This is a genomic window from Dyadobacter frigoris (assembly GCF_005280585.1).
Classification (GTDB): Bacteria; Bacteroidota; Bacteroidia; order Cytophagales; family Spirosomataceae; genus Dyadobacter; species Dyadobacter frigoris.
Genome location: NZ_SZVO01000004.1, coordinates 13,162 through 36,413, shown reverse-complemented (window position 1 = coordinate 36,413; position 23,252 = coordinate 13,162). Strand labels below are relative to the sequence as shown.

25 protein-coding genes are annotated in these 23,252 nt (G+C 44.8%); 3 read left to right on the top strand and 22 right to left on the bottom strand.

Features of this window, described 5'->3' with window-relative positions; genetic code table 11:
- Nucleotides 1–10 precede the first annotated feature (10 nt).
- Entirely contained in the window at nucleotides 11–241 is a 231-nt protein-coding gene (locus tag FDK13_RS36075) for a hypothetical protein (RefSeq protein WP_229215986.1), read from the top strand.
- The gene (locus FDK13_RS09420; RefSeq protein ID WP_229215985.1) at nucleotides 187–2,457 is read left to right on the top strand and encodes an ABC transporter permease; all 2,271 of its coding nucleotides are present in this window, start codon (nucleotides 187–189) and stop codon (nucleotides 2,455–2,457) included. Before FDK13_RS36075 ends, FDK13_RS09420 begins: the two co-directional genes overlap by 55 nt.
- Here the strand turns inward: FDK13_RS09420 and FDK13_RS35805 are convergent, their stop codons facing one another.
- From FDK13_RS35805 to FDK13_RS09410, 4 genes are all read right to left on the bottom strand, one after another.
- Complete coding sequence (locus FDK13_RS35805; RefSeq protein ID WP_220417344.1) at nucleotides 2,458–2,649, bottom strand: class I SAM-dependent methyltransferase; 192 nt, start codon at nucleotides 2,647–2,649, stop codon at nucleotides 2,458–2,460. It lies immediately after the preceding gene.
- Nucleotides 2,642–2,830, bottom strand: coding sequence for a hypothetical protein (locus tag FDK13_RS35800; protein WP_220417343.1), 189 nt, complete (start codon nucleotides 2,828–2,830; stop codon nucleotides 2,642–2,644). The genes FDK13_RS35805 and FDK13_RS35800 overlap by 8 nt, the downstream gene beginning before the upstream one ends.
- Nucleotides 2,830–2,988 (bottom strand): hypothetical protein, encoded by a 159-nt coding sequence (locus tag FDK13_RS35345; protein WP_170982756.1) that lies wholly within the window; start codon nucleotides 2,986–2,988, stop codon nucleotides 2,830–2,832. The genes FDK13_RS35800 and FDK13_RS35345 overlap by 1 nt, the downstream gene beginning before the upstream one ends.
- Before the next feature lie 150 nt (nucleotides 2,989–3,138).
- Complete coding sequence (locus FDK13_RS09410; protein ID WP_137339747.1) at nucleotides 3,139–3,789, bottom strand: peroxiredoxin; 651 nt, start codon at nucleotides 3,787–3,789, stop codon at nucleotides 3,139–3,141.
- Nucleotides 3,790–4,360: 571 nt separating this feature from the next.
- Between FDK13_RS09410 and FDK13_RS09405 the strand changes: the two genes are divergently transcribed.
- Nucleotides 4,361–4,975 carry a DsrE family protein gene (locus FDK13_RS09405; RefSeq protein WP_170982755.1) on the top strand — a complete coding sequence of 205 codons (615 nt, stop codon included), beginning with the start codon at nucleotides 4,361–4,363 and terminating at the stop codon, nucleotides 4,973–4,975.
- Between the two features lie 456 nt (nucleotides 4,976–5,431).
- On the opposite strand, the gene FDK13_RS09400 is transcribed toward FDK13_RS09405, so the two are convergent.
- The 18 genes from FDK13_RS09400 to FDK13_RS09315 form a co-directional block, all read right to left on the bottom strand.
- Nucleotides 5,432–5,824: a cytochrome C gene (locus FDK13_RS09400; RefSeq protein ID WP_137339745.1), complete on the bottom strand. Its 393-nt coding sequence runs from the start codon at nucleotides 5,822–5,824 to the stop codon at nucleotides 5,432–5,434.
- A 1-nt stretch (nucleotide 5,825) separates the two neighbouring features.
- A complete protein-coding gene (locus FDK13_RS09395; protein WP_131962310.1) occupies nucleotides 5,826–6,086 on the bottom strand; it encodes a hypothetical protein in 261 nt (86 codons plus the stop codon).
- Between the two features lie 22 nt (nucleotides 6,087–6,108).
- Nucleotides 6,109–7,119 carry a cytochrome c gene (locus FDK13_RS09390; protein ID WP_137339744.1) on the bottom strand — a complete coding sequence of 337 codons (1,011 nt, stop codon included), beginning with the start codon at nucleotides 7,117–7,119 and terminating at the stop codon, nucleotides 6,109–6,111.
- 166 nt (nucleotides 7,120–7,285) lie between these two features.
- Nucleotides 7,286–9,274, bottom strand: coding sequence for a cbb3-type cytochrome c oxidase subunit I (locus FDK13_RS09385; RefSeq protein WP_229215984.1), 1,989 nt, complete (start codon nucleotides 9,272–9,274; stop codon nucleotides 7,286–7,288).
- Nucleotides 9,275–9,446: 172 nt separating this feature from the next.
- Nucleotides 9,447–10,097, bottom strand: a complete 651-nt coding sequence (locus FDK13_RS09380) for a peroxiredoxin (RefSeq protein WP_137339743.1) — start codon at nucleotides 10,095–10,097, stop codon at nucleotides 9,447–9,449.
- A gap of 215 nt (nucleotides 10,098–10,312) precedes the next feature.
- Nucleotides 10,313–10,774, bottom strand: coding sequence for a DsrE family protein (locus FDK13_RS09375; RefSeq protein WP_137339742.1), 462 nt, complete (start codon nucleotides 10,772–10,774; stop codon nucleotides 10,313–10,315).
- 28 nt (nucleotides 10,775–10,802) lie between these two features.
- Nucleotides 10,803–11,819 (bottom strand): c-type cytochrome, encoded by a 1,017-nt coding sequence (locus FDK13_RS09370; protein WP_229215983.1) that lies wholly within the window; start codon nucleotides 11,817–11,819, stop codon nucleotides 10,803–10,805.
- 104 nt (nucleotides 11,820–11,923) lie between these two features.
- Nucleotides 11,924–12,505 carry a TlpA family protein disulfide reductase gene (locus tag FDK13_RS09365; protein WP_137339741.1) on the bottom strand — a complete coding sequence of 194 codons (582 nt, stop codon included), beginning with the start codon at nucleotides 12,503–12,505 and terminating at the stop codon, nucleotides 11,924–11,926.
- 26 nt (nucleotides 12,506–12,531) lie between these two features.
- A complete protein-coding gene (locus FDK13_RS09360) occupies nucleotides 12,532–13,635 on the bottom strand; it encodes an efflux RND transporter periplasmic adaptor subunit (protein WP_137339740.1) in 1,104 nt (367 codons plus the stop codon).
- A gap of 10 nt (nucleotides 13,636–13,645) precedes the next feature.
- On the bottom strand, nucleotides 13,646–16,816 hold the full coding sequence (locus FDK13_RS09355; protein ID WP_137339739.1) for an efflux RND transporter permease subunit: 3,171 nt from the start codon (nucleotides 16,814–16,816) through the stop codon (nucleotides 13,646–13,648).
- A 5-nt stretch (nucleotides 16,817–16,821) separates the two neighbouring features.
- Entirely contained in the window at nucleotides 16,822–18,204 is a 1,383-nt protein-coding gene (locus FDK13_RS09350; protein WP_137339738.1) for a TolC family protein, read from the bottom strand.
- Between the two features lie 86 nt (nucleotides 18,205–18,290).
- Nucleotides 18,291–18,728, bottom strand: coding sequence for a hypothetical protein (locus FDK13_RS09345; protein ID WP_137339737.1), 438 nt, complete (start codon nucleotides 18,726–18,728; stop codon nucleotides 18,291–18,293).
- 145 nt (nucleotides 18,729–18,873) lie between these two features.
- On the bottom strand, nucleotides 18,874–20,232 hold the full coding sequence (locus FDK13_RS09340) for an MBL fold metallo-hydrolase (RefSeq protein WP_137339736.1): 1,359 nt from the start codon (nucleotides 20,230–20,232) through the stop codon (nucleotides 18,874–18,876).
- 19 nt (nucleotides 20,233–20,251) lie between these two features.
- Nucleotides 20,252–21,460: an NAD(P)/FAD-dependent oxidoreductase gene (locus FDK13_RS09335; RefSeq protein WP_137339735.1), complete on the bottom strand. Its 1,209-nt coding sequence runs from the start codon at nucleotides 21,458–21,460 to the stop codon at nucleotides 20,252–20,254.
- Nucleotides 21,460–21,666 (bottom strand): YgaP family membrane protein, encoded by a 207-nt coding sequence (locus FDK13_RS09330; protein ID WP_137339734.1) that lies wholly within the window; start codon nucleotides 21,664–21,666, stop codon nucleotides 21,460–21,462. The genes FDK13_RS09335 and FDK13_RS09330 overlap by 1 nt, the downstream gene beginning before the upstream one ends.
- A 129-nt stretch (nucleotides 21,667–21,795) precedes the next feature.
- On the bottom strand, nucleotides 21,796–22,209 hold the full coding sequence (locus FDK13_RS09325) for a DUF6691 family protein (protein ID WP_137339733.1): 414 nt from the start codon (nucleotides 22,207–22,209) through the stop codon (nucleotides 21,796–21,798).
- Nucleotides 22,210–22,213: 4 nt separating this feature from the next.
- Nucleotides 22,214–22,771: a YeeE/YedE family protein gene (locus FDK13_RS09320; protein ID WP_137339732.1), complete on the bottom strand. Its 558-nt coding sequence runs from the start codon at nucleotides 22,769–22,771 to the stop codon at nucleotides 22,214–22,216.
- Between the two features lie 26 nt (nucleotides 22,772–22,797).
- Nucleotides 22,798–23,247: a methyltransferase family protein gene (locus tag FDK13_RS09315; protein ID WP_137339731.1), complete on the bottom strand. Its 450-nt coding sequence runs from the start codon at nucleotides 23,245–23,247 to the stop codon at nucleotides 22,798–22,800.
- Nucleotides 23,248–23,252 lie beyond the last annotated feature (5 nt).

Sequence of the window (23,252 nt, the reverse complement as noted above, 5' to 3'; positions counted from 1 at the left end):
TTTTACTACTATGCTGCAATCCTATATAAAAATCGCCATGCGCAGCCTTTATAAAAACAGGCTGTTTTCAATCATCAATGTGGCCGGCCTTGGCCTTGGTATCGCCGCCTTTATTTTTATCTTCGAATATGTAGCCTTTGAAAAAAGCGTCAACATGTTCCATAAAACCTGCCGGTCCAGTACCGCATGCTGGAAAGCCGGCCTACCGGAGATGTTTTTGTACAAATGGCCCCGGCCATAGCACCCCTGATCAAAAAGGAATTCAGTGAAGTGAAGGCCTATTGCCGTGTAGCGGAAGGTTCGGCGAACGGAATCATAACGATTGAAAATCCAGGCAAGAAAGGCTCCGTCCAAACATTCCGGGAAGATGCCCTGGCTTATGCTGACGGCAGTTTCTTTACGCTATTTACTTTTCCACTGCTTTCAGGCAGCCCCCAAACGGCTCTTTCAGAAACCAACACCATTGCACTGTCAGCTTTACGGGCTAAAAAGTATTTTGGGAGCGAAAAGGTCCTTGGAAAGACGCTGACCATTAATAACCAGTTTGGTAAAACGTTATATACCGTCACCGCTGTTTATAAGGATATGCCCGAGAACTCTGATCTTAAATTTAGTGCAATCCTTTCACTGCAGACACTGGCCAACCCGGCCAATCTCAACGGAAACGGCTGGGCACGCCTGGACGGTTTTGATGGCTCTTACGTCTCCAATTTTTTTCAGCTGGAAGATCATAGCGATAAGATCGCATTGGAAAAGAAAATCAATACACTAAAACAAAAACTGGATTCACAGGATAAAAGCAAATTTCTACTGCAGCCGATGTCACAGATCCACCTCGGCTCTTCCATCGATGACCCCTACCAAACCAGCGGCAGCCTCTCGTTCGTCTACCTTTTGAGCGGTATTGCAGTCCTGATTTTGGTAATTGCGTGGTTCAATTACATTAACCTTTCTACGGCGGCTTCACTTAACAGGGCCAAAGAAGTAGGCATCCGAAAAGTGGTCGGGGCTGGCAGGTTCCAGCTTATTAATCAGTTCCTGGGCGAATCTTCTCTTTTGAACATCATCGGCTTCGCCGTAGCATTGCTGCTGGTTTATTCAGTGCAAAAAAGCTTCAATGATTTTACCCAAAAGGATTTTTCATTGGAGGGGTTGCTTGCAGACCCCTCCTGGATCGCAGCAGCCACACTGCTGGTGCTGGGTGCATTTTTGTCAGGCGGTTATGTGGCTTTTTCAGTCACTTCTTTGCAACCAGTTCAAATACTGAAAGGGGGCTCAGGCTTGAAACCGAATGCTGGCAAGGACAGCTGGCTCCGCAAAGTGTTGGTGGTCGCCCAGTTTAGCGTTTCCATTATCCTCATTATTGCCACACTGGTTCTGTACAGGCAGCTTCAGTACATGCAGAATAAAGACCTCGGTTTTAAAGCTGAGCAGCGGCTGGTAATTAATGGCCCGCAATTAGGTGATGGGAAATTGCTCGAGACGAGTTCGGTACTGCTTGACAACCAGGTCAGTGCACTGCCTTATATCAAAAATATTTGCCACACAGGTATCGTGCCGGGTACATACTATTCGTTCAATGCGGCCGGTATTGTCAGACAGGGCGAAAAGCCGGATGATGCAAAAAAAGGGTATGCAATGGGTATCATCGACGACCGATACCTTTCCGTATTTCAGATTGGGCTCGTGGCAGGCCGGAATTTCACAGTACAGGAAGCAGAGCAGGCCTGGGAGAAAAGCGGGAAATTAATGATCAACGAGTCTGCAGCCCGTCAGCTTGGGTTTGAAACGTCTCAAAAAGCGGCCGGATCTATCGTCAGCTGGGGCCAGCCATTTGAGATCGTCGGTGTAGTAAAAGATTACAATCACCAGGGATTACAAAAGGCCGTTGATCCGATCATTTTCATGCCGCGCAGATCAGGTGGAAAGCTCGTTTTGCAGCTTTCGACTTCCAATATGCAGCGGCAACTGAAAGAGCTGGAAGCGCTCTACAAAGCAGCATACCCGGGAAATCCTTTCGAATACTTCTTTGTCGATCAAAAATATAACGAGCAATACAACACTGAAAAACAATATAGCCAGGTTTTTGCATTGGCGTCAATGCTGGCCATATTCATCGCCTGCCTGGGTTTGTTCGGACTGGCCAGTTACATGACCGAGCAGCGCACCAAGGAAATTGGTGTCAGGAAAGTACTTGGTGCCAGCATCGCCGACATTCTTGCATTGGTTTCAAAAGATTTTTTACAGCTGGTCCTGATATCTATTGTAATTGCCTGTCCGGTCGCTGGTTATCTAATGAAGCAGTGGCTGCAGGACTTTGCTTACCAGATCGATCTTGCCTGGTGGATGTTTGCTGGTGCAGCAGGACTGGTAATCGTCATCGCGGTGCTCACAGTTGGCTTTCAAAGCTTGAAAGCGGCACTGATGAACCCGGTCCAGTCACTTCGAAATGAATAGTTAACAACCATTAAAATACCAGTTGAATTTGAAAGTCCGGAAAATAAATGTAGTGTCTGGTTCGAATTCGGTGATGTCGCTCACTACCCGATTTACTTTCCCGGCTTTTTCTCCCAGACGAATTCTGGCTTTTTCTAGTGCTTTTTCAGAAATGTCTAAAACAGTTATATGTTCAAAACCGTTGTCAAGCAAAATAGTCCACAAGTTTGCTATCGCCACCACCAACATCAATAATTTTAACATCTTTCGTCAGACCAAATGAAGAAATGAAGTCAAGCGAAGTTTGGGGGATTTGTTGTGTCCAACTCACCTGGTCCGGGTTTTTAGTTTCATAAACTTTTTCCCAATGATTTTTACTATCTGTGTTTTTCATTATTTCTCTAAAAATACAGCATTTCTACCCTCACCTTCGGCAGGCAAAAGTAAACTGCCCGGGCTGAGCAAACTCAAATTCTCCTTAAACCACAAATTTGGCGTTGTACCATAGATATATTTCTCGCTACCGTACCGCTCGTCCCACAACTGATTCATACGTTTTTATTACAAATAGTGAACAATAGTCAGAGGCTTCTACTGCTTTCAAAATGTCTGCGGTATGCAAGGCTGCGATCAATGTTTTTCACTACGGTTCTTCTTTTCATTGGTCACAGCCTTGGATTATCTATAAATATCACTCTCCGGTTAAATTGATTTTACCGCCAGATACCAGTCAACCATCTCCAGATCAGATTCCTTTCTTTCGAGTAATGACTCAACGGTTTTAGGGGCACCTATTATTACCTTCTCACCGGGCTTCCAGTCAAGCGGCATAGCCACTTTATATTCGTCAGAAGTTTGAAGAGCAAGCAGTGACCGTTTGATCTCTTCCATATTACGGCCTACGTTCAGAGGATAATACATAACGAATCTGACCTTACCCAACGGATCTATCATAAAAACCGCACGTACGGCGGCTGTTTCGCTCTCACCAGGCTGCAGCATACCATAAAGTTTTGCTACTTTCATATCAATATCAGCGATAATCGGAAATTCAAATAAAACGCCTGTTTTATCATAAACCGCATTAACCCAGGCAATGTGTGCGTGGATGCTGTCAATGCTAAGGCCCATCAATTTTGTATTATGCGCCGCAAAAAACTCCTTCTCTTTGGCAAAACCTGTCATTTCGGTTGTACACACCGGGGTGAAATCTGCCGGGTGTGAAAACAGGATCACCCAGCTGCCTCTGTTATATTCAGAAAAAACAAGTTTCCCTGTGGTGGTTACAGATTCAAAATCAGGTGCCTGATCGCCAATACGGGGCATACGAAATTCCTTTTCGAGATTTTCCATTTGATTAATTGTTGTAAAATGTCAACCATGCCAGGCAATGATTACTGCCAGCATCAGCATGTACAAATCTCGGATATTAAAGGGGCTTGATTTGTGACAAATGTCACCCACTTCAAAATAATCGAATATCAGCCTTGTAAAGTGGCGTAGCCTTGATTCATGTGACAAGCCTGTTGGTTCAGGCCCAGTACCCTCATAGAACCTCCTTATGTCCTGATAGAGACACTTGATCATGTATGGCCACCAACAGAACAAACCATATTACCAGCTTCACAGCATTTTTGAACGATTTGGAAGGGAATAAATTTATGTCACAGAAAAAATAATAAATTGCTGAGAAAGAAAGACAGCCGTTGCTAGCAACTAATTTTCCTTTCAGCAAAATACCGCCAAACAAAGAAGAACGATGGCAAAAAAACAGAAAAGAATGCGTCCGGTTGTCCTATTTTTGCTGTATGACAGAACAAAGAAAATTTGTAAAGAGCATTGGGTGAGATTTTGGGGCATCTGTCTTGCCAACATCAACATTTATAATTTAATCAATTTTTTTACAATGCTAAATTTAACAACAATGAAAAGATCTATCCTGTTTGTACTTGTAATTGTACTGATCAATACATCTTCCTGGGGACAATCTGCCAGTCCTAAGCCATCGAGGTTTAAGTCTTTCCAAACGCATGTTGCCTCCAAAGCTATCTACCCACTTATCAAAAGCAGCCGGTATTCAGGGGTTGTACCAGTACCAAATGTGGATGAATTACCGGATCCAAATATGCAATACAAGCTGTTGATGGATGTAAGTACCGGTATGAAAGACAGTGCTTCTGCAAATGAAATAAACGACGGCCTGGCAGAGGTTGCCAGAGCCATTAATACCCATATTGCTGCCGGGGTTCCTAAAAATAAGATTGACGTGATCGTGGTGGTACACGGCGGTGCCATGAAAGCTTTTTATACTAATGCTGTATATAAATCGCAGTATCATGTTGATAATCCAAACATGGCTTTATTTGATGAGCTGTTAGCATTACCGGTTAAGTTTGTCGCCTGTGGGCAGTCTATAAGTTTTCAAAATATCACCAAGGGCCAATTGGTCCCTTGGATGAAAATTGCCTTATCGGCGCAAATACCCATTTCCACTTACCAGCTAAAAGGGTTTGTTTATAAAAAAGTTGAAACAGAATAAAAAAACTAATCTCTAAGGGGATTGTATGCATACGTGATGTTATAAGGTGGATATCTCGCCATTATAAAGTGAGATTTCCACCTCATGACATGCATAGATGATTTTACATTTGAGTAGCATAAAGTCAAAAGAGAAACCAAATACAACTAACTAACAATCAGATATATAAAATAAATCTTTATAACTTAATCTCCAATAATTCCATCCACCATAGCCTGCGCTTCTGCTAGGATCTGTTTCAAATTCGTTTTACTTACAAAACTCTCCGCATAGATCTGGTAAATTTGCTCCGTACCAGAAGGCCTTCACTCAAATTCTCTTAATACCATAACTCGGCTCCACTACCATATATTTTTTCATCTGCTGCATGAACATCATCCAAGGACAGGTTCCTACTTTTCTATTTACTGAATTTAGCTTAAACAAATAACCAGAATATCAAAGACAATATTCCATTCAGGATGTAAGAACATAATAAACAGCCCAGCCAAAAAAAACGATCAATCCCGCCCAAAGCCAGGAAGGGATACTGGTCGGTGTCTCGCTGCCATCAATTAAAAACTGGGTTTGGTTCCCTTTTCCGTAGGCATTGATCATAATGGGCTGAATTCCGTCAATGATATCATTGTCCTTTAACCCTTCAATGGCAATAGCGGGTCCATTTCTTACAATAAAAGGAATGTGTTTGATCCCCTCATTGCCGACAGGATCCTTCCCAACAATTTTAAGCGTATGTTTACCATCTACAAGTTTACGTGTATCGAGTTCAAAACGGACCGGCGTCTCAAACTCACCGACCGGTACAACCTGATCATCTAAAAAAATATAGACTTTACTTTTGTATTCCATGTTATTCAAAAGTTAGAAAGGCCCGTTTAATATGATCGGTTTCGGTCTCACCTGGTTTAAAAAGATATTTAACCGCATAAACAAACGACACCACAGTGATGATGACAGTCACCCAGACGATGGCATAATCCCACTGGCTTTCCGGTCCTGCCCCGTGCGCAATTCCTCTTAATATTTTAGGCTGTTTCTGCTCACAAAGCGGGCAGGCATTTAACACCTGCGCAGCCAGAAATAAAACGATCAATAAGATTCCCTTTTTCATGTTAATTCTGTTTAATACTGGTTCATTGCACTGCATTCTGCTTTTGAATGGCTTCCAAAAGTTTTTCTACTTCCTGAGCAGTAACCTTTTTTGCATTGTTTCCCCAGCTGGTGCGTTCGTGGTTCATAATGGCGGCTATTTCCTGCGGCTTTAAATTATTATTTTTCCCTACTGCCGGCATCACTGCATACTCTTCCCGCGCATCATAACCGTTCATAATGATATTTACCAGATCCTGAGGATTTTCGTTAAGCACAATTTCACTTCCCTTTAATGGAGGGAAGGCACCTTTCAATCCTTCGCCGGTCTGCTGGTGACAGCTCTGGCAATTAGATGCATAGAGTGCTGCTCCATCCGGCCCGTTGTCAGCAGTCAGTGCAGTTTCACTTTCTTTTTTGCTGGTCTGATATAAAAATTCCGGCTTTGCAGTGCCGTCCGGCAGTGGGACCTGGCTTAAAGATTTCAGGTATGCAACAAGCTGCAGGACTTCCTGCGAAGCTATAATAACATTTTTTCGCCCGCCCTTGAATTTTTCAGGTACAGTGACGACCACATCTGCGGAGTCTGCTGCATCTTTGTCTTCAAAAAGCCAGGCATAAGAAGGCATAATTGATTCGGCTACTACCGCTCTTGGATTGAATAAATGAAGCAGATGCCATTCCTTGCTCGGTTGCCTTTGCCCGATATTTGTCAGGTCCGGGCCTGTACGTTCCGTGCCCATTAGCGTGGCAGTATTTTGCCAGAAACTGATCCGGTGCATCCCGGCATAATCTGCCGCTATACCGGGCCTGCTTCCCCACACCTTATCCATGTCAACGTTCCGCACCTGCTGGGAATGACATCCTACGCAGCCCTCACTAATATATAGTTTTTTGCCGGCCTGTTCGTCCTCCGTCAGTAGCAGACTGCCGGGCAAAGGTGCATTATTCATTTGATTGTTAACTGCCGGCATAATTGCCACAAAAAGCATCAGCAGAACAAATAATCCGGATGAGGCCCAAAAAAGTTTTTTATGGTCGTTAAATAGGTTCATGATCCGTTTTAATTAATGGGGTATTTAAATCAGCCTTCTGTTTAAGAATTTTAAAAACCTCTTCTTTTACAGTAAACTCCTCAGAAGGATAAACCATCTTGTAAAGATTGTAGGCTAAAACCAAATGCGACAGCCACATCATCGAACCACCGATTGCACGCCACAGTCAGTATGGGCCCATCAGAACCACGCTTTCAATAAAAGGTTTGGCATCTCCCCAGGAAAGACCTTTAAGTGTACCGCCGATCATTAAGGGAATTGTATAAAACTGAAGGCCGATCAGAGCCAGCCAAAAATGAGCTCCTACCATAATCTGTGGTGGCTCCTTCCCGGTAAGACGGGGAACAATGGCATATATTCCGGCAAAGATGATAAAGCTTATGATTCCATACATGGTAATATGGGAGTGGGCAATGGTGAAATCCGTAAAATGCCAGATCAGGTTGGTCGAACGAAACGCTTCAGCTGTTCCCTGATAAGATCCTGTAAAATAATAAATGACCCCTACCAAAAAGAAAGGCAAGGAATAACTGTTGGTTACTTTGTCCCAGCCCCCTTTAAAGGTCATCAGAAAATTAATAGTCCCCGATGTTACCGGGATCAGCATACCAACACTACCGACAATGGCAGTAGTCTGAAGCCACCAGGGCAAGGCACTGAAAACGAAATGATGGGTACCGATAAGCGTATAAAAAAGTATCTGCGTCCAAAAAGCCAGTACTCCCAGACTATAGGAGTAAATCGGCTTATTAAACTGCTGCGGTAAAAAATAATACAGCAGCCCCAGGCAAAACATCATAAACCATAAACCGACTGCCTGGTGCATGTAAAAACCCTGCAATATGACTTCACCTATACCATTTTGCCAGAAAGGCAGATAGGATACCAGGGCAATAATCGGAAGAAAAATGACAGCTGCACTGATATACCAGTTGGAAATGTAGATCTCTTTTGTTTTACGCTGTGCAATCGTTTTCAGATAATTAGTTGTGCTAAGCCCCAGTCCGATTGCGAACAGAAGCATGATTGGCCAAATATATTCCCGGTATTCCCCGCCACCGTTATTAATTCCGGCCATTAGTGAGACCGTTCCCAAAACATGGGATAAGTTGATGAAATGCAACGAAGCCCAGCCCATTTTTATGCTGGCCAGTTTGCCATTCCCAACCATTGGGACGACATAATAACCTAGCCCCAGCATACCCAAAGTAGCCCAGCCCCAGAAAACCAGATTGGTGTGCACGGGCCTTAGCCGTCCAAAACTCAGCCAGCTGATCGCATCGGCATCCGGCGCAACGAATTTAATCCCGACATACTCACCAATTGTTGTTCCAATAACCAGCCAAAGCACCGCCGAAGCGATAAAAGCTAAAATCAGCTGTGTAAGTTTCGGATCAATTTTGGGTCGTGGAATGGGCTTTTTCTTAACCGGGAATATATCTGTTCCATGCTGAATTTTTATGTTATTTAAAAGGCCTTTTTCATCTGATGCCCGATTTTTCCCAGCCAGTTCATGCTGTGATAACTGAAAACGCAAGGCCCTTTTCCGATCATTCAGCACCGATACTTCATCATCAAACAGGTCATTACCCAGGTTATTGGCGATGGATTGCAGCTCAACCTGGATTTTGGACTGCTGGTATTTTTTAAGCAGTGTACTAATTTTGCTAATTAACAGTAAAAACCCCGCTAAAAGGGGAATAAAGAGCAGAACGAAGGTAATCAGTACACCTGGCTGTGTCAAAATATTTTCGCGCGTTGCGGCTTGTACCGTTGTTTGTGCATTTGAAAAATGGGGCCATATCCATAAGATCACGGCCGGCAAAATGATTTTTACAGCCGAGGCCGGACCAGGCGTTTGAGGAACGATTTTTAACATGATATCAATTTGGTCAGCTGTCAATCCGCTAATTTGATTTTTATCCACCGTAAACGATGGCTTTTTTAACATAGCACTGCCTGCCCGGCTCAGCGAAATGATTATTTTTATGATATATGCCAAAAATAATCCCAGCAATACCAAAACCAGTAATTTTATTCCTACATCAGTACCCTTATACAGGACTGGATTTTCCGGTGTCTGGGCTACGGTTTGCCAGGCTGAAAAAGACAATAAAGTGACCAACGGCCACCTGTTTTTACGAAAGAACCACATACATAGCTTCATTTATTTAAATTGTACAAAATACCTGTGACAGAAATACCCAAGTCAGCATTACGCTTCGGTCATGTATTAAGAAATTTAATCATAACCAGAAAGGGCTGTAATGAACAACAGTTATTGCATCACAGCCCCTAACAGCTAACGAAAATATTTATACGTCAGCCTATAAAGTCTTCATGGCCAGATACCAGTCAACCATGTCCAGATTGGATGCTTTTCTTTCCAGTAAGGACTCAACGGTCCTGGGTGCACCGATGATGACCTTGTCACCGGGCTTCCAGTCCAGCGGAAGGGACACTTTGTATTCGTCCGAAGTCTGAAGGGCCAGCAACGACCGTTTGATCTCTTCCATATTACGGCCTACACTTAAAGGGTAATACATCACCAGTCTGACCTTTCCCATCGGATCAATGATAAACACGGCACGTACGGCTGCAGTTTCGCTCTCACCGGGCTGCAGCATACCATATAGTTTGGCTACCTTCATATCAATATCTGCAATAATCGGAAATTCAAATAACACGCCTGTTTTATCATAAACTGCATTAACCCAGGCGATATGTGAATGAATAGAGTCAATACTCAGGCCCATCAGCTTAGTTTGATGTGCTGCAAAAAAATCTTTTTCGTTGGCAAAACCGGTCATTTCGGTTGTACACACCGGGGTAAAATCCGCCGGATGTGAAAACAGGATCACCCAGCTGCCTTTATTATATTCAGAAAAAACAAGTTTTCCTGTGGTGGTTATAGATTCAAAATCAGGTGCCTGATCGCCGATGCGAGGCATATAACTTTCCTTTTCCTGGTTTTCCATTTGATATTAAATAATTAGTATTTCAGTTGTACCCAACCAGCAATTTGCTGCCGACATCAACCTTTTCAAATGTAATTGATTAAAAGATTCGGTTATGTGATATTGGTCACATTCATTGTAAAATAGACCGAAAGTTTTATACAGGCTTTGGATAAAAACAATAAATCAGTCCGGCCAAGATGCCGAACTGATTTATGCTCAACTAAAATTACATATTATGGATGCACCATCGCCCATCCCTGCTGCTGACGGATGATAAGCTCCCCGTTGCCGCTGGGAACAAATGATATGAAATCAAAGAGCTCGTCTTTGCTGATTTTGCGCTCCCGGAGCGTGTTTTCGCATTCTGCCAAAATAACCCCTTTCGCCTGCAATGCCTTTAACTGCTCCTCATAAGGACCATCTTTTTTGAATACTGCAACGCCTCCCCCATGGACAACGAGTTCTGCTTCCAGTTTCCCTTTCAGGCGCGGATCTTCTAATGCGTTCATCATGTTTTTCATTGTGGCTTTAATGACTTTCTCATCGTCACTATTGAGCTGGTAAACAACTTTGTACAACTTTTTATCAGCCACAGCTCCGTGAAATTCGGCTGGGTTAATTGCCTTAATCTGAGCACGGACACCAACTGAAAATAGTATGGAGGCTGCAAATAAAACGGATGCGATCTTTTTCATTTTGGATAATTTTAAATTGAAATGTTTGTTATTTAACTGTTCTGGCCGAAACAATGGGCTTGAAGGGACCATATTTATGCTGCTTTTCGGGGAAGGTATCTGCGTAAGGCCCAAATGGAAAATCTATTGGTTTCTCAGACACGTTCTTCCAGTCGTTTACCTGATCTTTATGGGGCCGCGGCTGAGCGTTTACAAATGCTGCCAGATCCCAGGCCTGCTCATCGGTCAGAATGGGATTTTCATGACTTGCACCAAACGGCATATTGTCTTTCACAAAACCAGCAAAGGTAGAAATTCTATATAGCCCTGCCCCGTCGTTGTAACTTTGGTTTCCCCAAAGAGGCGGATAAATAAACGACCTTCCATCCGTATTAATGATGCCCTGCCCTTTGGCCCCATGGCAAACCGCACACTTTTCTTTATAAAGCACGCTACCTGTATTGGGGGCAGCGGCCCGGTCAAGATAAGCTAGTTTACTGATTCCTGCACCTTTGGGTACAACGCCTTTCGGCACGTCCTTTCCTATCCATTTCATATAAGCCACCATTGCCTTCATTTCTCTACTGGAGCTATCAGGCTTTTTTCCGTTCAGGCTTCTTTCAAAGCAGTCCGATATCCGCTTCACGATTGTCTCCTTACTCGCGGATCTAGCCCGGTACTTGGGATAAGTTGAGTAAACTGCCCAGTAGTTATTGCCCATTGGCCTTGTTCCTGCATCCAGATGACAATTCTGGCAGTTCATCCCATTCGATATATGCATGACACTGCCCTTCGGGCCCAGATAACCGGACGTATTGGCAATCAAATCTTTACCATATAAGATCAATTTCATCTCATCTGTATCGGCTGTATGCTTAATAACCTTCGTCTGCGCACCTGCCAGCGTGTCAGCTTTCAGATGATTTGCCCCAAACTTATCTGAACTGAACACAGCCGGAGACATCACAACCAAAACAGCGCTACCTAAAAAAGACGTGATCAGTATCATCAGCGTGCGGTTCATCCTATTGGCGACGGGCGATCTACTTTTTCGTAAATTATTCATAATCTACAATTTTATCTAAGATATGATGGGAATCAATCGTTTCAAAGTGGTTCTCAAATTTCATCCAATCAGTTAAGAAAATTAGTGATATTTGTCACAGAACACTAATTAGCCAATTTACTGATCATGTCCACCAGCTTCGGACTATTATAATCGGCTGCGCCTTCCTGCCGGTAAACCATTTTCCCTTCTTTGTCCAGGATCACCGTGGTGGGAACAGCCCCCTGCATAAACACGGGTGGTATCTCGACAGCCGGGCTAACGACTTCCAAACCGTAATGGTGCTTTTTCATAAAACTGTCCGACTTCTGATAATTCCCGTCCACATCAACCATTAAAAAGACGACATTTTCATTATCCTTGAATTTGCCATACAGCGCATTGATTGAGGGCATTTCGGCGATACAGGGCGGGCACCAGGTGGCCCAGAAATTAATAAATATGACTTTTCCTTTCAGTGAGGCCAGATCAACCGTTTTACCATCGCCCTTCCGGAAGAAAACATTTGGTAAAGCTTCCGCCGAAGCTGCATCGGGCTGCTTATCGATTTTGGGCTGGAACAGGCCTACCTTCATCAGCGTCTGAATTGTCCATGCTTTTACCTCTGGGCTTATGACCATGGCAGCTAAAAATACCACCATCACTGCCGTAGTGATATTAGATACTGAAAACCATTTCTTTTTCATATTTTAGATTTGTTTGAAAAGGTACATTAATTGACTTTAACTTTCCCGTTATTCAGCAGCTCTTCATTCCCGCTTTTGACAACCTTATCTGTTTTCGTCAGGGAACCAAAAACTTCCTGAAGTGAATCTTTTCGGGTCCCTTCTGAAACATCTACTTTTTTTACGCTGTCGTCTTCTACAACAAGTACAAATGTACCCGACTGCGCATGAACTACGCTACTGGCAGGAACCCATAAGGTTGAATCCGGCCGTCGCAGGGTCATGGTCACCTGTGCATATTCTCCACCGTCTAGCGATCCATCTTTATTATCTACATCAAATTCTGCTGTCACTGAGCGGTTCTTCTGCTCTAAAACCTGGCTTTTTCTGGACAAAACCGAATTGAATACCTTTCCTGGGAGATTAGAAACCATAAAGGTGATACTGGTATTCTTCCCAAGCGACTGTGCATGTTTTTCCGGGATCGCCACGGTTAATCTCAGCTTTTTGTTCTGGGCAATCACCAGCAGTGGCATTGTATTATTTTCCCCGACAAGCGCTCCGACCGATACATTCCTTTCCACAACGACCCCGTCAAATGGCGAGATGATCTTTAAGTATTGTGCAAGCTGTCCAAATGACTGCGCGCTTGATATAGCCGACCGGTAAGCAGCACTGTCGCTCTTTAATTTGCTTTTAGCCCTGTCGAGCTCAATGGCTGCAACCGACCCATCCTTACGGGTAGCTTTTAAGATCCTTTCATACATTTGACGGCTTAACATATAATCTTCGTAAAACTTCTGCTGGTCCGATCTGGCAGACTGAAAACGTTGTGAGACTTCCGGCGCTTCCAAAACGGCCAATACCTGTCCCTTTCTGACAAGACTTCCGCGATCCACAGAAATAGTTTTAACAAACCCTTTTATTTTTGGAAATAAACTAACCTGTTCATACGGTTTGAGCTCGCCGGGCAGTGTCAGCTTGTAATCGGGCTGGTCTTCTATGGGCATGATAACCTGTACCGTCGCAGGCCCTTTCACTTCTGGTTTAGTCTGATTTTCGGTTTCCGGTTTACTGCCACAGCCATTTATACCCATGCTGAGCAGCACACCGAGCATAAGAACCAGTGAATTTTTATTTATACGCATCATTTTGATTGGTTCATTTAGAAAGTTCAATTAATTGGGCATCCACATCGTCCGGGTCCAGCGATGGACTATCCCTGCCTGCTTTGCGCATCACGCTTGTAAACAGGTGCGGCATTACCAGAAGCACCGTTAGTGTTGATAGAAGCAGACCTCCTATAACAGCCTGTCCCAATGGGGCTACCTGCTCCCCGCCTTCTCCCATTCCGGAAGCCATCGGCACCATACCGGCAATCATAGCAAGGGTCGTCATCACGATCGGTCGTAGGCGAGAAGAAGCTGCGGCAAGACTCGCCTGCCGGGCCTGCATACCCAGGGTCAGCCTGTTGTATTCGGCCTGGTTGATCAAAAGGACCGCATTGGAAACCGACACACCCACCGACATAATAATGCCCATATAAGATTGCAAATTGAGTGTGCTGCCAAATAAAAGAAGCATCAGAATACTTCCGCCAATCACAGCTGGTACCACCGCAAGGATCAGCGCAGATATTTTAAAGGACTGGTAGTAGGCCGTCAGCATCAGGAAAATAACAACGACCGCGACCACCAGACCCGTTTGAAGTCCTGACATCGTCTCATCTAGCAGCTGCATAAGCCCTTCGGTAGAAACGATCACGCCACGGGGTGCATCGCCTGCATCTGTCAGGACTTTTCTGACCGCCGCGGACGCACTGCCCAGATCTTTGTGGTCCGTATTGGCCAGGATCGTCACATACCGGTTGGCTCCCTGACGGTTCACCTGGCCTGCTTGCTTTACCATTTCCAGACTGGCAACATCTTCCAGCACCGGACGCGGCTCACCTGCTTTAAGCGGCAATGAGCGCAGTTTGTCCAGCGAGCCCATATCTGATTCGGGTATCTGCACCTGGACCTGGAAAACCAGACCGGATTTGGGATCGACCCAAAGGTTTTTATTTGTAAAACGGGTCGATGACGTGGCAATGGCAAGTGCCCGTGAAACATCTTCCATGGTAAGACCAAACTGCGCTGCAAGCTGTCTGTTCACGTTGATTTTGACACTCGGATAATTGACCGGTTCCGCAATGCGTACATCCCTCAGAAAATGTATCTTATCCATTTCACGTTTCAGTTTCATAGCATACTGATTCGCCGCTTTCAACTGACCGGCTGCTACTTTAATCTGTATCGGTGTCATAGCACCCTGGCTCATGATCTTTTCAACCAGTTCCATGGGTTCAAAATTAATTTTAAGCTCGGGCAACTGCTTTTTTACCTGATTCCTGATTTTTTCCTTCAAGCCGGCAATGGGTTCTTCGAAAATATTTTGATCAATGGAAAGCTGCAAAACAGCCTCATGCGACCCACTTGTAAAAAGAAAGATGGGGTTAATGGCCGTGGCTGACGGTTGAAGTCCTACGAAGGCAGAACTGATTTTAATGGCACTTTCAGGAAGCTCATCTTTGATAATGCTAGTCACTTTTTTCAGGTAAGTTTCCGTATTTTCAAGCCTGCTACCTTCGGGAGCTACAATCCTGAGCTGGATATCACCACTGTTACTTGCCGGCAGAATATCAGTACCGACAGTCAAAAAAGATCCTGTCACCATAATTCCAACGATAATCACATACGCGATAATAACCGCCGTTGGTCTTTTTTGCAAACGCCGGGTCAGCGATAAATAATGGGTCTTAAAAGAGTCAAACCGTGCCCGCTTTGCTCCTCTTACCTTTTTATGGCTTTTTAAATTTTCCGGTTTCATCAGCCAGTTTGCCATGATCGGCACAAAGGTTTGAGAAGCCACAAAGGATGCAACCATTGCAAAAGCGACAGCGAGGGAAAGCGGCATAAACATGTCCTTTGGAATGCCGCTCATCATAAAAGAAGGTATCAGAACCGCCAGGATACATAACAGGATCAGAAGCTTTGGAACCGATATTTCCAGCAGCGCATCAAGAATTGCCCTTTTCTTAGGTTTGTGCATTTCAAAATGCTGGTGAATGTTCTCGATGGTCACCGTGGCTTCATCCACCAGGATGCCGATAGCCAGTGCAAGCCCGCTCAGTGTCATCACATTAATGGTCTGCCCGAGCATGTAAAGCATGATCACAGCCGAAAGGATTGCAATCGGTATGGTCATCACCACGATCAGCGAGCCGCGGGAATCCCCCAGAAAAAGAAACACCATCAGTCCGGTCAGCAGCGCTCCCAGTATGCCTTCATGGATCAGATTTTCCAGTGAACGCTCAATGTAACCCGACTGGTCAAAAACGTAACGAATGTCTACATCTTCCGGCAACGCGGCTTTAAGCATGGGTATGGCAGCTTTCAGGTTTTCCACCACTTTCAGCGTTGAAGCGTCGGCTTTTTTAATCACAGGTAAATACACAGAACGCTTTCCATTGATGATGGCATAACCCGTCGTGATATCAGCTGCATCTTCTACGCTGGCAATATCTTTGACATACACATTGGTTCCTGAACCCTTCCGGATCGGGATATCCAAAAACTCCTGCGGATCATTGGCAATTGAGTTGAGTGGGCTCATTAAATTTTGATTGCCGATCCGGATATTACCTGCCGGGGCAGGGAAATTATTCTTTGCAATGGCTGTTGTCACCTCTTCCGCAGAAAGACCATAAGACTGCATCAGATCCGCATTGACTTTCACGACCATTGTCCGGATATTCCCTCCGAATGGCGCGGGGGCGGTTACGCCCGGAATGGAAACAAACATGGGCCTGATCTTAGTCAGGGCCATAGTTTGAAGTTCAGTAATCGATCTTTGCGGACTTTCAAAAACCAGCTGTCCGATCGGGATTGAGCTGCCATCGAAGCGCACCACCTGAGGAGGAACCGCGCCCGGCGGCAGAAACCCCATGGCCCTGGAAACCTGTGTGGAAACCTCACCGGAGGCCTGTGCCATATCCGTACCTGGGTAAAAAGTGAGCTTCATGAGCGTGAAACCCTGAATACTTTTAAAGTCAATATCCTTTACCCCACTGACAAAAATCAGGACCTTCTGAAATTCATTAGCCATAAAGCCATCCATATAGGCTGGCGACAGCCCTCCATAGGGCATGGCAATGTATATCACCGGAAGTTCGACGCTCGGGAAAATATCTACGTTGATCTTCCTGATCGCCGTGAAGGAAAAATAGGCAATACCAATAACAGCTACCATTATTGATAAAGGTCTTCGCAAAGCAAGCCTTATAAGGTTCATAGTATCTAATTAAATTGGTTTTGCAGATAGGAAAAATCGCCAGTTGCCTCAGATTCCACCAGGATCTGTTCCCATAATTGCTGATGGGCATCGATATTGGTTTTTTCGGCCTGCTGTAAAATGGACTGTATCTGTAATAATTCTGTCAGGCTGATCAGTCCGCTTTCGTATCTTGACATATACAGATCATACGCAAGCCGGGCATTTTTGACAGCTGCTGTAACGTTTGTAATCTGCTTTTTTTGCCCCGCGATACGCTTGGTTACCGAGCTCAGATTTGTTTCCAGATCCAGTTTCTGCATGGCATAATTTGCCTGATCAGCCCTGACTCTCTGCGTTATACGTTTATTTTCTAAACCGCTGTTAAATGCATCTGTAATATTAAAAGTTACGGCAATTCCGACCAGATAATTCGCAGACCCATTGTTATAGCCCGCCGCCAGGCGGTTGTCGACGAGCCCGTCAGGCCCGATACCACTACCTCTAAGCGCAAGTCCTCCGATTGCTGAAACCGTTGGAAATGCCCGGCGACCCGCCAGTGCTGCCTGGGTCTGGCCATATTCTATGGTACTTTCCAGCACCTGCAAATATGGGTGATTCATGATAATCTGAACCTGGTCATCCCTGATAGTCGCAGCATTTAAGTAGGGCCCGTAAGCCAGCCCCTGCGCTGTATCGGCTTTCAGGGCCAGCGCTTTCAAATCCGTCAGATCTGATCCAAGCTTTGCCGTCCACAACTCCTGGGCGGAAAGTGTCTGGAGATAGGACGAGAGAGCCAGAGAACTATCCGCCCCCGGTTTTAAGCCGGCAGCCGATAAACTGGCGGACAATTCAAAGATCTGCTTTGTCCTCGCTGCGTTTTCTAAGGCCCAGAGCAAATTTATTTTACTGTTTAGTATATTCAGATACAGCCGGGTAGACCGGGTCCTGAGTTTCAGTTGCTGCGCATCCAGATCACTCGTTGCACGCTCAATTCCCTGATCAGCGGCCTTCATGACTAATGTTTTGCGGCCAAACTCAAAAAATTTCCAGTCGGCCACTACCGAACCGAAAGTATTAAACGCCGCTGAAGGTTGTCCGGCGACCGTGGAAGCCCTGCCATTGGTGTTGATCACGCCCGGCAATGGGAAAAAGGAGCCGCTGCTGCTCTGGTAGCTCCCCATCGAATTCTGGAGCTGCAATTGCACGGAGGGAAAATAATTATTATTTCTGGTAAGCTTCTTTACAATCCGGGACTCCTCCAGCTGCGCCTTTTTCAAGTCTATCCCCGGGTAATCCGAAAGGGTCATGTCCCAGATTTCGGAAAGTCTCAGACCGGTTTGTGCATGCAAAGAAGGACTGACAAGCACTAATAAAAGGCCTGACAGACAAAGCTTATGCTTTATCATATTTAATCTGTTTAAAATGTAACAACCACAAACACAGGCTTATACAACCCGGACGTGCATATTAAAATCAGAAAAAACAAGAAGGCTCAAATCAGAAGATATCTGTTTTTGATGTAGATAGGACTGCCGCTTACGGCAGGTAAAACTTTAAACAGATTTGTCAAAGGGAAATGGTCGTCACCCGAAAATCCGTCAAAAATCAGCAGAAATGGTAAATAGGAAAGTAAAAAAAGTGAAGCGGACGGCAGCGTGACAGTCTCTGATACAGTATGAAGATCCGGATCAGAATAGGCTGAGCTTTTTTGATAAGCACAGGGCTCATTTTCAATAACTTTTGCCGAAACCGGCAATCCCTTGTCAATTCTTTCCGCTGTGTGCCCTGCACCGGACTGATCCAGAAGCGCCTCGCTCAGCGATTTCTTGACCTGACAGTTAGACAATAAAAACAAAGCAAAAAACAAGAAGACTACGGCCCTGACAGGCTTGCATCCTTGAATTTCATGTTTTTGACGGTATTGTTTCACTGTAAATATTATCAAGGCAAAGTATAAAAGAATCAGATTACAATTCCTAACCGCTTGCTGTAATCATACTAACGCAAACGATCAGGGTTTTAGTGAATCAACAGGATGTTTATTTTGAAAAAAAATATGCCATCAGATTTTATCCTTAGTGAACAGCCAGCTGCTGATCAAATTCTTTGATGTGCTCGCCGATGTCAAATACGGCTTTGTCCTCACCGATCAAAGAAGCGATCAGTGAACTGCCAATAGCACTCCGGTATCCGCCCGCACAATGTACAGCAATCGGTTTATCAAGAGGTATTTCGTTAATCCTGCTTCTTAAATCAGCCAGCGGGATTGCGATACTGCTTTTGAAAATTTTATTCGCCGATACTTCCGAGGTGTTCCGTATATCAACAATCGTATACTGGTCCTGGTTTTCTTTAAAATCTTCCAGATCCAAAGGCTGCATGGTCTGTTCCCCACTTTTTAACACAAAAGCTTCCCTGATCTTGGTTTCGTATCCAATGGATGCAGTGCGCCTGATAAGCCTCTCCAAAGTTTCGATATCCTGGGCAGCCAGATAAAATTCCTCCGAAGGATTGATCACACTTCCAAGCCAGGTCTCAAACTTGGTTCCATCCATGATATTGATCGATCCGGCCAGATGTCCCTTTTTAAAATCCTGCTGGCTACGGCTGTCTACAATCCAAATACCGGTAGCCAGCTGACCCGTTATTGAATCCGACACCTTCACCTTGGCGGTACTTTCCACAAATCCGGATGCGCCTTTTTTATTGAGCTGAACATCGAAAGGAAAATAGGCCGGGATAAAAGGCTGGTCAGATGTCAGCTCCTTTACAAAAGCCTCTTCGCTCATGGGTTGAAGTGACCAGTTTTCTGCCTTTTGCTCTCCCATCGTGCTGCTTGCCGCATCACTCAGCGCTTTTCCGCATAAAGTGCCCGCGCCATGGGCCGGATACAGGATCACATCATCAGGCAAAAGCATCAGTTTGTCTCGAAGTGAATAATACATTTTGGCCGCCAGCTTTTCTCTTTGCGCGTCCATATTTCCGCCAGACTCTCTCAAATCCGGTCGGCCACAATCTCCAATGAACAGTGTGTCCCCGCTGAACAAATATTTAGGCTTACCATCATGCTCTAAAAGAACCGATATGCTGTCATCCGAATGGCCGGGCGTGTTGATGGCCTTCAAGACAATCTTTCCAAAGGCCAGCACATCTCCCTGGTCAAAAGGCGTCAGCTTATATGCAGCCTCAATTTTTTTACTCGCATAAACGGCAGCACCGGTCGTCTGCGCAATCTCCAGATGACTGCTGACAAAATCGGCATGGGAATGCGTTTCTATCACGGCGATAATCTCTGCCTGATGCTCTTTTGCAAAATCATAATACGGCTCCGGATTGCGTCCCGGATCGATCAATACCACTTTGGATTCACACTCGCTCAGAATGGCATAACTGTAATGCGCCAGAAATTTATCTTCAAACTGTTGGATCTTCATAAAATACTTTTTTTTGCAATTAAGCTGTTCCTTTTAAAATTTTATTCCAGTAAAGCCATGGGAGCACTTTGGTCTTAAGAAGCCACATACTATATCTTTCCCTGGCCTGATTAAATGGAAAGGTTTCCATGGGATTGTTATTATAATCAAATTCGGCCAGCACCAGCTTGCCGTAACCCGTAACAAGCGGGCAAGAACCGTACCCTGTATAAACCTCACCAATGGTCTGTCCCTTCATCAGCGCGAGCAGGTTCTTGACCACTACTGGTGCCTGCTTACGAATGGCTGCGCCCGTTTTGGAATTGGGGGTACTACCTGCATCGCCCAGGCCAAAAACATTCCTGTATCGGTTGTGCTGCAAAGTATCCTTATTCAGGTCAACCCAGCCAAGGGGGTTACCAATAACTGCCAAAGGACTGTTTTTTATGAAATCAGGTGCTGATTGCGGGGGCGTTACGTGCAGCATATCAAATTTCTGGACCACCTGCCGGATTTCTCCGTCCTGATCCCTGGTTTCAAAAAAAGCCATCTGGTTGCGGCCGTCTATTTCAGTCAGGTTGTGATTAAAATGCGTGTGTATTCCGTAATTTGCCACCACCTGATTTAGCACATCAGCGTATTTTTTCACACCGAATATTACCCCACCGCCACTGTAAAAGTGCACCTCAGACTTTGATAGAAGACCCTGTTTTTTAAGGTAATCCGCGGCCAGGTACATAATTTTTTGCGGAGCTCCGCCGCATTTTACCGGCGTGTTGGGTGCCGTAAATATGGCTTTAACCGGGCGCTTGATACTGCGTAATGTCTGCCAGGTGTAGGGTGCAGACGCAAAAGTATAATTGCTGCATACACCAAACTGACCCAGATTCTCCCTGAGCCCCTTGATTTTGCCCCAGTCCAGCTGAATACCGGGTGCTACCACCAGATAATCGTAGGTAATTCTACCATTTCCCGCACAGTTAAGTGCGTTCTGGTCCGGCTCAAAAGTCACGACCCGGTCTTTGATCCAGTGCGCTTTCTGTGGCATGCATTCTGCCTGATCCCGGACCGTTTTGTCTATATCGTACGCACCCCCACCCACCAGGGTCCACGCAGGCTGGTAATAATGTTTATCCGACGGTTCAATGATGCCAATATCAAGCTTACTATCATGGTTCAATAACCGGGCTGCAACTGAAATCCCCCCGTTACCGCCTCCGACAACCAAAATCTGAAAGTGATTTTTCATTATGTTATTGATTTGTTTGTGTGAAGACCGAATGTTCTATACAATGGGCAAAAACCGATAAAGCTTGTGAGGATAAAAATGCCAGTCACAACCAGAAGAACCACCGCTACGGTACCCGAAATGAAATGGGTGAAATAAAGGATCACAATAGCGACTGCAATCAGCATCCGCAAAACCCGGTCAAATATTCCCATGTTCGTTTTCATTGTCGTTGGTTTAATTTATATACCAAATCTACCAACAGTCTGATCGCCTGACGGTGACTTATGTCACATAAGCCAATATAAATTTTTCAAAGTATAATGCTATAAAAACCACATTTCACTATGCTATTTTTAGTGCGGAAGCCATGTTTTAACTATTCCATAGGCATAAGTTCCGCCAAGGGCCCCTGCAATAACAATGAGCATCGGCCAGTAACCATAACCCAGATTGACAAACATGGGCCCCGGGCATGCGCCTGTCAACGCCCAGCCCAATCCGAATATCGATCCGCCAATCAAATAACGCAACCAGTTTTTGTCTTTATCCTTAAATTCAATCGGTTCCCCGCTGAAATCTTTGATGTTGAATTTTTTGATCATATATACAAAAATGGTTCCTAGTACGACTGCCGTTCCGATGATTCCATACATTTGAAAAGATTGGAACCTGAACATTTCCTGGATGCGGTACCAGGAAACAGCCTCGGATTTGGCCATGATCACACCGAAAAGAATACCAGTCAAAATAAATTTTAAACCTTTCATAATCTTAAAAAATTAACGGGAAAAGAAAATGAGTCATCACAAGGCCACCAATAAAAAACCCTATCACAGCAACAAGGGAAGGAACCTGTAAATTGGAAAGCCCGCTGATGGCGTGTCCAGACGTGCAGCCGCCAGCATACCGTGAGCCAAAACCAACGAGTGCTCCTCCGGTCAATAAGATGAAAAATCCTTTTGGAGAAGTGGCGAAATCTTTGCCAAAAAGCTGTGAGGGATTAAGGCCTCCGTCAACATGGATGCCCAGCCCTTTCAGATCATTTATCGTGGAAGCCGACAATTGCAGCGGATAAGGACTGCTTAACCATTGGGAAACAATGTAGCCCCCGATTATTGATCCCACTAAAAACAACAGGTTCCATATTTCCTTGCGCCAGTTAAAATCAAAAAATTTAACTTTATGCCCCGCTCCGGAAATGGCACAGATCGTTCTGAGGTTGGACGAAAACCCGAAGGATTTTCCAAAATATAAAAGCATGACCATGATCAGACTGATGGCAAAGCCTGAGAAATACCACGGCCAGGGTTGTCTTATCAATTCTAACATATTGTTTTTGGTTTCTTGAAAGTTGTTTATAAAAATGGGAAAAATCGGTAGGTACGGCTGCTGTACCGACTGTAATCGTCATAAAAAGCCATCAGCATTCTTTCTTCATATTTTGATTTTAAATAAAAAAGCAGCCAAAGAACCAGGGCAATGATAAGTTTAATTGTATCGGCAGTATGAAGACCATAACCGGCCGAAGCCAGAATGATACCTGAGTAAATCGGGTGGCGTATGTACCGGTACAATCCCGAGGTGATGAGTTGCCCGTTTTTTACAGGAGATGGAAAAGGGGTCAGGCTCCTTCTGATCTGATATACCGCTGTCAATATTATGACCAGACCGGTAAGCGCCAGAAGCCCGCCTGCAATTTCGCCAAACCTGTTCACTGAAAATATCAGTATTGACGGCATGAAAGCATACAGGCCAAACAACACAAGCTGAACACCGACAAATACCATATCTTTGAGTTTTCTCATTCAGA